The organism is Sinorhizobium arboris LMG 14919, assembly GCF_000427465.1.
GTDB lineage: Bacteria > Pseudomonadota > Alphaproteobacteria > Rhizobiales > Rhizobiaceae > Sinorhizobium > Sinorhizobium arboris.
In genome coordinates, this window is sequence record NZ_ATYB01000008.1 from 644,295 (window position 1) to 657,631 (window position 13,337).

Below are 13,337 nucleotides of genomic sequence, written 5' to 3' on the forward strand. Positions count from 1 at the left end.
CTGCCGATGCGCGTGCCCCCCGGGATTGCCGACGATCTCAACTTTCTCACGGCCATTCGCCGCGACCTGCACGCTTATCCCGAACTCGGCTTCGAGGAAGAGCGGACGAGCGATCTTGTAGCGAAGCTCCTCGGAGAAGCAGGCCTCAAGGTCCATCGCGGCCTCGGCAAGACAGGCGTCGTAGGCACGCTGCAGGTCGGCAACGGCACGCGCGCGATCGGCCTGCGCGCCGACATGGATGCGCTCGCCATGCCGGAACTCGCCGATCGGCCCTACAAATCCACCGTAGCGGGGAAGATGCATGCCTGCGGCCATGACGGCCATACGACGATGCTGCTCGGCGCGGCGCGCCACCTTGCGGCGACGCGCAACTTCTCCGGCACGGTCCATTTTATCTTCCAGCCCGCCGAGGAAGGCCGCGGCGGCGCCAGGCGCATGGTGGAGGACGGGCTGTTCGGCCTTTTCCCTTGCGACGCGGTCTACGGTCTGCACAACATGCCGGGCCTTGCAGTGGACGAGATGGCCGTCGTGGCGGGACCGCAGCTTGCCTCCTCGGACAGCTGGCGCATCACCTTCCGCGGCGTCGGGACGCACGGCGCAAAGCCGCATCTCGGCCGCGATCCGATCACGGCGGCAGGGACGTTCCTTGCTTCCCTGCAAACCGTGGTCGGCCGCGTCGTCGACCCGCTGCAGCCGGCGGTCGTCAGCGCCTGCGCCCTGCAAGCAGGCGATCCCAAAGCGCTGAACGTCATCCCCGACACGGTCGAGATCGGCGGCACGGCGCGAGCCTATACGCCGCATGTGCGCGATCAGCTGGAAGAAGAGATCGGCCGCTTGGCGAAAGGGACCGCGGCGATGTACGGCATCGAGGCCGATTATCGTTTCGAGCGGCGTATCCCCCCGGTCGTCAACGATGCGGACGCGACGGCACGCGCCCTTTCGGCAGCCCGGTCCGTCGTCGGCGAGAAGGCGCTGACCAGCTTCCCGCCCTCGACCGCCGGTGACGACTTCGCCTTCTTTGCGCTGGAGGCGCCTGGCTGCTATGTCTGGCTCGGCAATGGCCCCGCCGTCGACGGCGCGCTGCACCATAACAGCGCCTACGACTTCAACGACGCGGCGATCGGTCCCGGCGCTGCCTTCTGGACCGCACTGGTGGAACAGGAGCTCAAGGCCTGAAGAGCGTCAGAACGTCTCCAGGACCGGGCTTTCCAGCAGCTTGCCGGTCGATACGTCGGCAATGCCGCGATCCGTCTGGTGCGGCCCGGCATTGCAGGCGAGCGTCGCCCCGAAGCAGGCCTTGAACACGAGATAGGGAGGCTGCCACTCTACGATGCGGCCGGCAGCCTCGCGAATGGCCGCAAACCCTGCTGCGACCTCGGCAAGCGGCGCATCGGAGACAAGTCCGCAAAGCGGCAGCGGCAGCAGCGCCTCGATCTCCCCTTCGGCAACGACCGCCATTCCGCCGCCGGCGTCAATCACCGCATTGGCGGCTATCGTCATGTCGCGGGGGTTGCCGCCGAAGACCGTGAGATTGTGGCTGTCATGCGAAACGGTCGTCGCAAAGGCGCCGCGCCACGTGCCCCAGCCTTCAAGCAGACCGACCCGTGGACGGCTGTCGGCGCGGCCATGCCGATGGGCGACGGCAATCAGCGTCGTGCCGTCAGGCGGCACCAGATGTCCGCCCGCAACCTCGGCACTCGCCTCGCCCCATCGGGTGAAGCGCGGCCGGTCGATCGTTACGACGCGTGCCGTGCTGCCGGAAGCAGCGATGCGGAAGTCGTCCTCTGCCAGTCGTTCGATCTTCATCGTGTTTTGCAAAGGCGAGACATCGGCCGCGACGGGCGTCTGAAGCATCTCGCCGCCGCTCGCCACCAGTCTGCCGTTCGCCAGCACATGACGCGCGCGGAAACCCTTGATGTCCTCGAACAGGACGATGTCGGCACGGCGGCCCGGTGCGATCAGGCCGAGATCGGCCCTTCCCAGCCGCCGGGCGGCATTGAGGGTTGCCGCCTGCAGCGCCCACTCGGCCTTCAGTCCGTAGCGGACGAGGCGGCGGACCACGTCGTCGAGGCCGCCGTCGCGGTGAAGGTCGTCCGGGAACACGTCGTCGGTACAAAGCGTGACCGTCTGCGGCAGATGCCCGAGAGCCCGGAGCGCCGTCACGAACTCGGGAAGAAGATGATCGTGCGAGCCGCGCAGCTCGATGGTCAGTCCCGCGCGAAGTTTGGCAATGAGGTCCTCACCCGAGACGAGCTCGTGATCGGAGCTGACGCCGGCCGTCACGAAGGCTTGCAGATCGGCTCCCGCCAGGCCGCGCGCATGCCCGCTGACGGGTTTGCCCGCCTTCAGTCCCGCCTGGACGATCGCAGTCATGCGCGGATCGCCGTCGATGACGCCGCGCATGTTCATGACCTCGGCAATCCCACCGATCTCCGGCCAGGACAGAATATCCGCGACGGCAGCGGCGTCGAAATCCGCGCCGGCGACCTCCAGACCGGGAGCGGAGGGTACACAGGACGGCGCCAGCACAACGGCGCGCAAGGGCAGACCACCCATTGCGTCGACGGCCCAACGCACACCGGCAATTCCGCTTACGTTGCCGAATTCATGCGGGTCCCAGACCACAGTCGTCACGCCGCGCGGCACCACGGCGGCAGCGTAGACCGCGGGCGTCACCATCGAGCTTTCGACGTGCATATGCGTGTCGATAAGGCCGGGCGAAAGATAGGTTCCCGACGCATCGATCAGCGTGTCTGCGTCGCTGCGCGACCCGGGCGCATGCACGCTCGCGATCAGGGCGCCGATGATCCCCACATCCGCTGCGCGGCATTCGCCAGTCACCACATCCACGACGGTAGCGCCCGCCACGAGCACGTCGAAGGACGCATCGCCACGTGCGGCGGCAGCGGCGCGCGCCCGCAAGCCGGCGTCATTGAGGTCGGCGGGTTGCTCCAGCGCAGTCATCTGGCGGCTTCCTTCGCGAGCGCATCGAGCAGACGCCGACGGGCATTCTCCGGATCGACATCCACCGCATAATGGGCATTGAACGTCGCCTGGCTCGCCCGGGTTTCAACTACGGTCCGCCCGCGCGTCAGGGTACCGGCAAGCTCGACATCGATGCGCGCAGGGTGAAACGACACTGCGTTTCCATCGACCAGTGCGACGGCCGCACAGGGATCGTAGATCGCCATGCCGGCCCGTCCGCGGCTCGTGCCGATCGCGATGTAGCCGGCGAGAAGATCGGCAAGCAGCGGTGCCATAGCGCCACCTGCGGCGCGTATGGGCTCCACATCCCCCGGATAGGCGACGACTTTCCGGCAGAGTTCGAGATCGACCATCCTCAGTGGCAGGCCGTGGGCAAGCACGATAGCGAGCGCTTCCGGATCGGCAAAGGCGTTGAACTCTGCGGATGCCGTATGATTGCCGCTGGAAACGCCGCCGCCCATCCAGGTGAGTTCGTCGATCCGGCCGGCAAGGTCGGGACGCGCCAGGGTAATCGCCGCGATATTGGTCAGCGGACCGAGCGCCAGTATACGACGGGGGCCGTCGCTCTCCTCCAGCCAGCGGCAGAGCGCAAGGAAAGCGTCGCTGTCCCGCAGGGCGGGTGCATCGGGGAGGCTCAGCCCCGCCGTCGGCATGCCTGTCTGCCCGAGAATGCGCTCCGCCGTCTCGAGCTTTCCGAGCACGGGGAGCGCCCGTCCCTGATGGATCGGAAAGGTCCACCCGAAGGCTCGCGCCGCGGCGGCGGCGTTGCGCTTCACCTGTCCGAGCGGCACATTGCCGAAGACCAGCGAGACGCCGTCAATGGCCTCATTGGCGTGAAGGACGACGAGCATCGCGCCGATGTCGTCGAAGCCCATATCCGTGTCGATCCAGATGCCCATGGCGGATCAATTGAACCTTTCCAGCTTCGCGGCCCTTTCGACCGGCAGATCGAAGGCGAGCGTGGTGCCGGCGGCGTGTGCCGGTACGGCCGCATCGACTTCGGCCTTGACGGCGCCGAGCGGCGTATCGAGCAGGTATTCGCGCGTGCTGCCGGAAAAAGAGGCCCCGCGCACGGTGCCCTGGAAAGGACCTGACCCCAGGGTCACCATGCGCGGACGCCAAGCCAGCCCCGCCGCATCATGCGGCAAAGACCCGGCAAGCTCGATCGGGCCGTTTCCGGCGCGAAGTTTGCCGCTTTCCACGGCAAAGATGTTCTCGAAGCCGACGAAATCGGCCACGAAGGCGGAAGCCGGCCGGTTATAAATCTCCTCGGGCGTGCCAATCTGCTCGATCGCACCGTTCAGCATGACGACGATGCGGTCGGCCAGTGACAGCGCCTCGCCCTGATCATGGGTGACGAAGATCATCGTGACACCGGTTTCCCTCTGAACCCGCTGCAACTCCGTGCGCATCTCGAGCCTCAGCCGCGCGTCCAGATTCGAAAGCGGTTCATCGAGAAGGAGCACCTTCGGCTCCATCACCATGCTGCGCGCAAGTGCCACGCGCTGCTGCTGGCCGCCGGAAAGCTCTGCCGGCTTCCGGTCGGCAAAGCTCGTCAGCCCTACGGATTTCAGGCCGGCACTTACCCGGTTTTCGAGATCCGCTCCGGAGAGACCCTTCAGTCGCAAACCGAAGGCGACATTCTCGAAGACGGTAAGATGCGGGAAAAGCGCATAGGACTGGAAGACCAGACCGACGGATCGCCTGTTCGCAGCGACGCGGGTGATGTCGGCACCGTCCAGGCCGATACGGCCCGATTGCGGCTTCAGCAGGCCGGCGATGGATCGCATCGTCGTCGTCTTGCCGCAGCCCGAAGGCCCGAGAAACGCGACCAGCTCGCCTTTCCGGATCGATAGGTCGAGATCCTTCACCGCGACGGTGTCGCCATAGGCGAGCGTCAGTTTTTCGAGGCTGAGGAAGGCGGGATCAGACATAGCGGGAAAATCCTAGGAAACGCTCGGCGAGGAAGACGATGCCGATGGACAAGAAGGCAAGCAGCGCCGACAGCGCCGCGACCGAGGGGTCATAGGTGATCTCCATATAGGAGAGCATGTCGATCGGCAGCGTGCGTACGCCGGGGCCGGAAAGGAAAAGCGAAACCGGCACCTGATTGAAACTGGTGACGAAGCCGAGAATGAAGGCGGCGAGAATGCCGCTGCGGATATTCGGCATGACCACCCGGAAAAAGGCGCCGGCACGCGAGGAACCGAGCAGCACCGCGGCCTCCTCGATATCGGAGCGCAGATTGTTGAGGCTCGCCGAGACGACGCGCACCGCATAGGGCAACACGAGCGCCGTGTGAGCGAGGAAGAGCGCGAGCGTGATGTTGAAGCCGAACGGAACGACGAGATAGCGCAGCAGCGCCAGGCCGACAATGATGCCGGGCACGATGATCGGCAGGGCGACCACCGTGCGAACCGTTTCGCCGAAGGGCAGCCGGTAGCGCGAAAGCGCGTAGGATGCCGGGATCCCTAGGATGAGTGCTGTGGCCGTCCCGCCGATGGCAAGCAGCATCGACATGGCGAAGCTCTCTCGGAAACTCTCGACCGCGAAAACCTTCGCGACCCACTTCAGCGACAGGCCTTGCGGCGGAAAGGCAAGCGTTTCGCCCCCGGACAGGGATGCCGCGACGATGATGAAGAAGGGGCCGATCAGAAAAGCGGTGACGAGAACGAGCACCGCTGCCGGGAAGAGACGGGAATTCATCGCTTGCTCCTCGCGGTGGCGAGCCGCTTCAAGAGAAGGTTGGCTGCGAAGCTCATGACGATCAGAATGAAGGCGATGACGCTTGCAGAGACGAAATCATTGGCAACGGTCACGCGTTGATAAAGCAGCGTCTCCAGCATCAGGACCTTGGAGCCTCCGAGGATCGCCGGCGTGATATAGGCCGTCAGGGAGCCGGTGAAGACGAGCGTTCCGCCGATGACCAGACCTTCCTTCGTGAGCGGCAGAATGACCTTCCAGAAGACTTGGAACCAGTTGGCGCCGAGTACCCGCGCGGCGGGGATCGCATCCTTCGGCATGTTTTCGAGCGCGCTGATCAGCGCCAGGATCATCAGCGGCAGGAAAAGTTGCAGAAGCCCGACGAAGACCGCCGTCTCCGTGAAGAGGAAGCGCACCGGTTCGTCCGTAAGGCCGACGCTCGTCAGTGCCTGATTGACGATCCCGGTCCTCCCCAGAATGACGATCCAGGCATAGGTGCGCGCGACCGGCGATATCATCAGCGGCAGCACCACGAGACCGATCATCCGGCCCTTGCCTTTCGGCGGCAGGTTGACGATCGCAAAGGCTGCGGCATAGCCGATGACGGCAGCGACCACGGTTACCGTCGCGCCGAGCCTCAGCGTGCGCAGGAACACCGTCCGATTAAGCGGATCGGAAAGGAAGCCGGTATAGGCGGATACGGACCAGCCATCAGCATTGCGGAAGCCTTCGGCGAGCAGGATGACAACCGGCGCCAGAAAGACGACGGCGGCGAATACGGCCGCCGGCAAGGCTAGCGCCAGCGCCTCGGCCCGGTTGTGGAACATCTCGAAACCTTTCCGCGGGAATGCCGCAGTTGAAAAGGGGCGCGACGCCAACAGGTCAGGCGTCACGCAAGGACAGGACCTCGGACTTACTGACCAACCTTGGCGTTCCACTCGGACAGCCAGACGTCCCGGTTGTCGAGTGCCACTGCCGACGGGATGAGCTTCAGGTTCTTGACCGTTTCTTCCCCGTAGGTCAGATTCTCAGCGATCTCCGGCGAAACCTTCACTTCCTTGTTGGCCGGGCTGTCGACGAGCTTTTCGGCGAGCGCCGTCTGAATTTCCGTCGACAACCAGAAGTCCATGAACTGAAGTGCCAGATCCTGGTTCTTGGAGCCCTTGGTCAGGACCATGACGTTCATGCCGCCGGTCTGACCTTCCTTCGGAGTCGCCCACTTGATCGGCAGGTCCATCTTGGTGAAGCCTTCCCAGGAGAACCGGCCGATGGGCGCCGCCCAGATTTCCTCCTGCTGCATCAACTGCACGAGCTGCGAGGATTTGACGTAGAACGTGACGATATCGTCCTTCTTCTCGCCAACGGCCGCAATCGCCGCCTTGAGGTCCGGCGTATTCTGGCCCAGCGCTTCACCGATCATGTATAGCGTCGGCGGCCCCTGGTTGGTCGTTACGTTCGGGAGTGCCACGTGGCCGGCGAGTTTGTCGCCGAGCAAGTCGGCCCAGGACGTGACTTCCACCTTGTCGGATCGATAGACGATCGAGGTGGCGTAGAAGGTGTAGCCGATGCTCATGCCGTCGCCGTTCGGGTCCTTGGCGACGTCGTAGAGCTTGTCGAAATTGCCAAGCTTCGATGTATCGATCTTGTCGATCAGGCCGGAGCGTGTAGCGGAAAGCGCATCCGCCATGGAAACGACCGCCATGTCCACGACCGGATTCGCCTTGTTGGCTTCCATCTTGGCAAGGCGTTCGACGCTGTTGCCCGTTTCGACGACGAGCTTGCAGCCGCACTTGGCCTCGAAGGGATCATAGACCAGTTCCTTGAACGCGTCCTGGGCGAAGCCGTAGACGGAGATGGTCAGGGTCTTCTCCTGAGCGGACGCGGCATGGGCGCCGATCAGGAGGAGCGCGCTCGAGGCGAGCAGGATTTTGTTCATGGCTGCGGTTCTCCTTCGCTGACAAGTGGTGGCGTCGCCGAGGACTGGCGAACGACGAGCTGCATGGGCACTTTCGATATGGTGGCGGCGACGGGCGCGCCGTCGGATGGAGATCCAGTTTCGCGGGAACCGATCGCCTGCACCAGCGCCTCGACGGCGAGCGTCGCGATACGCTCCATATCCATCCGGATCGTGGTCAGCGCCGGCGTCACCACCGGCGACCAGATCAGGTCGTCGAACCCGGTGACGCTCGCCTGCTCGGGGACATGGATGCCGGCGCGTTGCAGCTCCGTGAGCGCGCGCAGCGCATGAAGGTCGGAGACGGCCGCAAAGGCCGTTACCCCTTCCGCCACCTTGCGGGCGAGCCCGAGCGAGCAGCCCTTGCCGTGTATCTGCTCCAGTCGTTCGATCCACAGCGTCTCCGTTTGCACGCCTTCGCGCGCGCCCGAGCGAAGGCCGCCGACGCGATCGTTCTGCACGTTTGACGCAGGGTTGTTGCCGATGATCAGCAGGCGCCTGTGGCCGAGGCCGACCAGATGCTCGGCGATCTGCCTTCCGCCATCCCAATGGTCCGCCGCCACGGTGTTTCCAGGCGTCGACGGCGTGTCCACGACTGCGACCGGGCAACCGACGTCGGCAATCCGGGTGCCGCGACGCGGCACGATGACCATGCCGTCGACGCCCCGCTCTATGAGCCGTTCGATCGCCCTCGTCTGCACGGTGACGTCGCCGCGGGAATCGGCGATCAGGACGCCGTAGCCGGCCGAAGATGCCGCATACTCGATTGCCTGGGCGATCTGGGGAAAGAGCGGATTGCTGATATCGGGCAGAACCAGTCCAATGACGGCGCTCCTGCCGGTCCTGAGCGCCCTTCCAGCCTGGCTGGGCACGTATCCGATCTCGGCCGCGATCGAGCGGATTCTCTCGGCAAGTTCCGCGGAAACGCGCCCCTTGCCGGAGAGCGCATTGGAGACCGTCGCCGCGGAGACGCCAAGAGTGGTGGCGATCCTCGTCAGTTTGGGTCCGGAACGTGCCAAGGCCTTGTCCTCCGCCGCAACGGATGATTAAACGATTAAGCAGCGATACATCAGCCGTTCGTGCCTGTCGAATCTTTTTTGCCGCAGATCTGAGGCGAGCCCACAGAGATCACCCATCCGTGGGTGCGGAAACGGCTCAGCACCCGGGCGCCGCCCTCAACGCGCGACGAAGAGCAGGTCGAAGCCCCTGAGTTCGCCTCTGGAGACCGATTTGCGGATCGCTCTCAAGAGCGCCGACGGGTTCTCCAATCGGAAGCCGCGCATGCTTCGGACAAGGCGGAAGGTCGCCGCCGCAGTCCTGATCAAGCGCAGGACGGCGGGTCCGGAGAGCGACGCCGCCAGGATCTGCGGGTGTACGGCGAGAAGCACGCCCGCGGTCCTCTTCCGGTCGATCGCCCGAAACTGCTCGAGAACTTTGTATTCGTAACCCTCGATATCGATCTTGAAGCAGAGCCGGTCGGTCCTTGCCATCGCCTGAAGCTCAGGAATGGTGATCGTCTTTGCCTCGATCGACATGCCGGTGTCGTCGGCGATGAGCGCCGACGTTTCCGAACTCCCGAAACCGCCGCCCACCGAATTGAGAACGAGACATTCGTCCTGCGAAAGGGCGGCGTTGACCAGTTCGACCTCACCGGTGTTGGCGCTTTTCATCTCTGCGAGAATGCCGAAACAGACCGGATCAGGTTCGACGACAATAACGTTGTCGGCAGTCTGGGCCGCCCAATAGGGCGTGACCCCGATCCAGCCGCCTATATCGATATAGGTCGTGCTGCCGTCGACGAAGCGCGCGAGGTTGCGAAAAGTTCCGGGCTCCCACTGACCGGCCTGCAAACGGCAAAAGAAGCGCGCCTTTTCCGGCTTGTCTGGGAAATAAACGGTTCTCTGGAAATAGGTTATGGCGCGCATCGCGCTTCTCTAGAGCATTTTCCAGCGAAGTGGAAACCGGTTCGCGTGAAGAAAATGCGGTAAATGAGAACGGGACCACCGTTCCGATCCATCGGGGCGAAAAGGCTCTCTACAGCGCCGCGCCCCTTATCAGACGCGCAAAGGTCGCAGCAGCGCGTTGATCTGCTGCATTGCCCTTCAACCGATTACGATCAAAGGAAACATGCAGCAGCACATGATCTCATAATCGGGACCGTTTTCCGGGAGGAAGTCGCGGGACTGAGAAATGGGCGGATGAGGCTCAGGCCTCTGCCCTCTGGGCGCGGCTGCGCGCCTCCGTCAACTCGGAAGTCGTCTGGCTGAGGCGGTCGGCGAGCACCCGCATGATCTCCACTGCCATCTCCGGGAAATCAGCCAATAATTTCAGGAAATCGTCCTTCCGGATGCGCAGTGCCTCGAGTGGAGTGGTGGTCTTGACCGTTGCCGTGCGCGGCGTATTGCAGAGAATGGCGATCTCGCCGACGATCGAATTCTGCTCCACTTCGGCTACTTTCAGCTGTCCGTTCGACGTCGATACGAGCACATCCGCATTGCCCGACAGGATCACGTAGGCAGCGTCGCCGATGTCCCCCTGATGAAACAGATCTTCTCCCGCGCTGTACATCACCCGATCGGAGGTGAAGGCCAGAAGCTTGAGCTTCGCAGGCGGTAAGCCGGAAAACAACGTTATCCGGCGCAGCATTTCCACTTCATCTTTTAGGAGCATAACAGTCCATGTCTCCGAATGCGTCGCGGTTGGTGCAAACAGGTCCTAACCCGTGCCGGCGGGAACATATGCTTGCCTCCTGACGACAATATTACATCAAGATGCCAGTTCCTTGTAGTCGCTGTCTTTTGAGCGCGTTTCCACCGGTTCGTCGCGCACCAACCGTCCGTTTTCGAAATGCGCAACGCGGTCGAAGAGTTCCGCCAGGTCCTGATTGGCAAGAACCCACAATATGGCGGGCTTGCGCTCACCTTCCCTCAGGAAGGCAAAGGCCTTCCGGGTGATCTGGTCCTGCGTGCGCTGATCGAGCGCCAGAAGCGGCTGATTGAAGATGTAGAAATCCGAGACCCGGATCAAGGCACGCGCGAGATTGAGCTTCTGGCGCTGGCCGGACGTCAGCCGCTTGCCGCCGGCGCCGACGTCGAAGTCCAGCCCGAACACAAGCACCTTGTTGTAGAGCCCGAGCGACTCGAAAAGGTCGCGCACGATTGCGCGTATCCGCTCCGAGCCGTCCGTATGTTTGTGCCCGATGCGCCCGAAGAGCACGTTATCAATGATCGTCGCCGAGGCCATGTAGCGGTCCGGCTGATAGTGCTCGATAATTCCGACGAGGTCGGCCGGAAGTCCATCGCTGAACTCACGCCGCGCCTCGACGATCTTGCGCATGAGATCGTCCGTCAGCAGACCGAAACGATGCCGCGGCTCGATATAGCCGAAGCAGAGGCGGATGATCCTGATGGCATCGTCCTCGGACACTTCTTCGAGCGGCCTTCCCCTCACCTTCTGCAGAAGCGCCTCGTAGGCGGGTATTTCCTCGGCCGTCATGAAGGTGAGTTGCTGGAAGAACGGATGGTCGGGCGGCAAGTCGCGGAACAGTTCCACGACGTTCTCGGCGATCTCGAGCCCCATTTGGTAGAAGGTCTCGTGCAGGCCGGCCCGCTTCAGAACGGTCTTGAAGAAGGGATGATCCTCGAGCGCGATCTCCCAGCGGTTGCTGTCGGTGACCGTCCCAAAGAGCAGGTTCTCCCCGACGGTCGCCTCGATATTGTAGGAACCGGGTTCGAAGAAGACGACGAGATCGCTGAGCTTCTCGGCCTCGAGCCGTTGCCGAAGCGCACTGCGCATCGCCACGATCTCGCCGGCGAAAGCCTCGTGCTCGGTCGGATCGATGGTCGAGCGGACAGCCAATGCCAGGACGTCGTTGCTCAATAGAACGATGTCGAGCACAGCCCTGATTTTCGCGAAGAGGTCGTCCGGGCCGGTCGCGCCGGCGGCCTCATAGTCGATCCAGTCGCTGTTCAGGTCGTAATGCGGATTGCCGGCGAGCTTCGCCTCCACCAACTCCCATCTGCGGTGAGCTTCCCGATCGCCCTCATAAACCACCTCCGTCAACGGAGCATGCTTGAGCCCGTAGAGGAGGTTGTCGCCGAGACTGCCCTGAAAGGCGAAGACGTCGGATGAGGCGTAGGAGATGCGCCGACCCACCACCGCTTCGGGCAGATCGTGAATATCAGCGTCGCCGATGACGATCCGTCCGGTCGCAGGCCAGGTCAGCCGGCCGAAAGCCTCGGCCAGCGCCTCGCCGCCCCCCGACGTGCCGCCGGTAATCGCGACCGTTTCGGCGGGCCTGATCTGCAGCGACACATGCTCCACGACCTTCGAGCCGCCATCGTCGGCGACCGAAAGGTTGACGGCCGCCAGCGCTCCGGTGAGCGGCGTTGCCGGGTGCACGGAGATCGCCTGCACCTTGGGGTCTATCAGCGGTTCGACGCTGAATTGCTCGACGACCTGGGCATATTTGACCTGCACGTCCTGACGCACCTGGTCCCAATCGATCAATTCCTTCAAGGGGCCCGGAAGATCCTTGTAGGCGCCGATGACCGCGACAAGCTGGCCGATATCGAGACGGCCCTGAAGCGCAAAATAGCCGCCGATCGAATAGAACAGGAACGGCGTGACCTGGGCCAGGAAGTTGTTCAGGAATTTGACCAGAAACTTCCACTGATAGAGGTCGTAGCGGATCTTGAATATCCGGCCGAGGCGCGCGGCGATGTCGGCCCGCTCGTAGTTGGACGTATCGTGGGCACGGATCGTACCGATGCCGTCGACGATCTCGCTCACGCGGCCCGACAGTTCGCGGGCCGTCAGCTGGCGTTCGCGCCCGAGCACCAGCAGCCGCCGGCGCATGCGCGGGATGATGACCGCCTGAACCGCGACGATCGCAGCGGCAATGATACCCAGCCAGAAGCTCTGGAGGAGGATGAAGATCAGCGCCGTCAGGGCCTGGCCGCCGAGAAGAGCGGGCTGCACGAAGGCGTCTCCCGTGAAGCCGCCCATCGGCTCCACCTCGTCCTTGATCATGGTCGAGATCTCGGCCGGCTTCACGCGCTTGAGATGGCCGGGGGGGAAGCGCAGGACCCGGTCGATAAGTTCGAAGCGGATGCGCCGCAGAAGCCGCTCGCCGAGCCGGCCCTTATAGGTGTTGATGTAGAATTTGAAGAGCCCGTTGATGATGACGAGCACCAGGAACACCAGGCTCAGGGCCAGCAGCATGCCTTCCCTGCCGAGATCGAACCCCGAGAAGAGGTTGACCTCACCGAAGAACGGCAGATCGAAGGAAATCGGCAGGAACGGTTGGGTCGCCTCGGGGCTGTCGAAACCTGCACCCTGGATGGGTCCGTTGACGATCTGCTTCGGCAGATCGAAGGAGAGGAAATAGGGTACCATCGACAGCGCCACGACCAGCAATATCCAGAGCTGCTGCTTGCGGGTGTGAGTCCAGATGTAGCGGGAAAGACGTGGTTCCATGTGCCGGTAAAGAGACCTATCTGAAATTCGGGATCGCACGGCGATTCTGCCGGCGGACTACAGCGCCGCACTTGGTGCCGCTCCGTCTGATCGTCAATGGGCCTGCGCTACCTCCACGAAATCGTGACCACCCGGCATGAGAGCAAAGCGATGCGCCATGTCAAGCCTCCGACAGATCTGCAGCACCGCCTGTTGTTACCCAGGCCCCTTGCCTCCG

The 13,337-nt window shown here is 63.5% G+C and carries 11 protein-coding genes; 1 reads left to right on the plus strand and 10 read right to left on the minus strand.

Annotated features, from left to right (window positions below; translation table 11 throughout):
- Window positions 1–6 precede the first annotated feature (6 nt).
- Complete coding sequence (locus tag SINAR_RS0103640) at window positions 7–1,176, plus strand: M20 aminoacylase family protein (RefSeq protein ID WP_027997792.1); 1,170 nt, start codon at window positions 7–9, stop codon at window positions 1,174–1,176.
- Window positions 1,177–1,182: 6 nt separating this feature from the next.
- Here the strand turns inward: SINAR_RS0103640 and SINAR_RS0103645 are convergent, their stop codons facing one another.
- From SINAR_RS0103645 to SINAR_RS0103690, 10 genes are all read right to left on the minus strand, one after another.
- Entirely contained in the window at window positions 1,183–2,964 is a 1,782-nt protein-coding gene (locus SINAR_RS0103645) for an adenine deaminase (RefSeq protein WP_027997793.1), read from the minus strand.
- A complete protein-coding gene (locus SINAR_RS0103650; RefSeq protein WP_027997794.1) occupies window positions 2,961–3,884 on the minus strand; it encodes a nucleoside hydrolase in 924 nt (307 codons plus the stop codon). Before SINAR_RS0103650 ends, SINAR_RS0103645 begins: the two co-directional genes overlap by 4 nt.
- Before the next feature lie 6 nt (window positions 3,885–3,890).
- The gene (locus SINAR_RS0103655; protein WP_027997795.1) at window positions 3,891–4,919 is read right to left on the minus strand and encodes an ABC transporter ATP-binding protein; all 1,029 of its coding nucleotides are present in this window, start codon (window positions 4,917–4,919) and stop codon (window positions 3,891–3,893) included.
- Window positions 4,912–5,691, minus strand: a complete 780-nt coding sequence (locus tag SINAR_RS0103660) for an ABC transporter permease (RefSeq protein WP_027997796.1) — start codon at window positions 5,689–5,691, stop codon at window positions 4,912–4,914. Before SINAR_RS0103660 ends, SINAR_RS0103655 begins: the two co-directional genes overlap by 8 nt.
- Window positions 5,688–6,515 carry an ABC transporter permease gene (locus SINAR_RS0103665; protein WP_027997797.1) on the minus strand — a complete coding sequence of 276 codons (828 nt, stop codon included), beginning with the start codon at window positions 6,513–6,515 and terminating at the stop codon, window positions 5,688–5,690. Before SINAR_RS0103665 ends, SINAR_RS0103660 begins: the two co-directional genes overlap by 4 nt.
- Window positions 6,516–6,601: 86 nt before the next feature.
- Window positions 6,602–7,624 (minus strand): ABC transporter substrate-binding protein, encoded by a 1,023-nt coding sequence (locus SINAR_RS0103670; RefSeq protein ID WP_027997798.1) that lies wholly within the window; start codon window positions 7,622–7,624, stop codon window positions 6,602–6,604.
- Window positions 7,621–8,661 (minus strand): LacI family DNA-binding transcriptional regulator, encoded by a 1,041-nt coding sequence (locus SINAR_RS0103675; protein WP_027997799.1) that lies wholly within the window; start codon window positions 8,659–8,661, stop codon window positions 7,621–7,623. Before SINAR_RS0103675 ends, SINAR_RS0103670 begins: the two co-directional genes overlap by 4 nt.
- A gap of 156 nt (window positions 8,662–8,817) precedes the next feature.
- On the minus strand, window positions 8,818–9,567 hold the full coding sequence (locus tag SINAR_RS0103680) for an FkbM family methyltransferase (protein ID WP_027997800.1): 750 nt from the start codon (window positions 9,565–9,567) through the stop codon (window positions 8,818–8,820).
- A 280-nt stretch (window positions 9,568–9,847) separates the two neighbouring features.
- Window positions 9,848–10,312: a cyclic nucleotide-binding domain-containing protein gene (locus SINAR_RS0103685; RefSeq protein WP_027997801.1), complete on the minus strand. Its 465-nt coding sequence runs from the start codon at window positions 10,310–10,312 to the stop codon at window positions 9,848–9,850.
- Window positions 10,313–10,408: 96 nt separating this feature from the next.
- Entirely contained in the window at window positions 10,409–13,120 is a 2,712-nt protein-coding gene (locus SINAR_RS0103690; RefSeq protein WP_027997802.1) for an ABC transporter ATP-binding protein, read from the minus strand.
- Window positions 13,121–13,337: the final 217 nt, after the last annotated feature.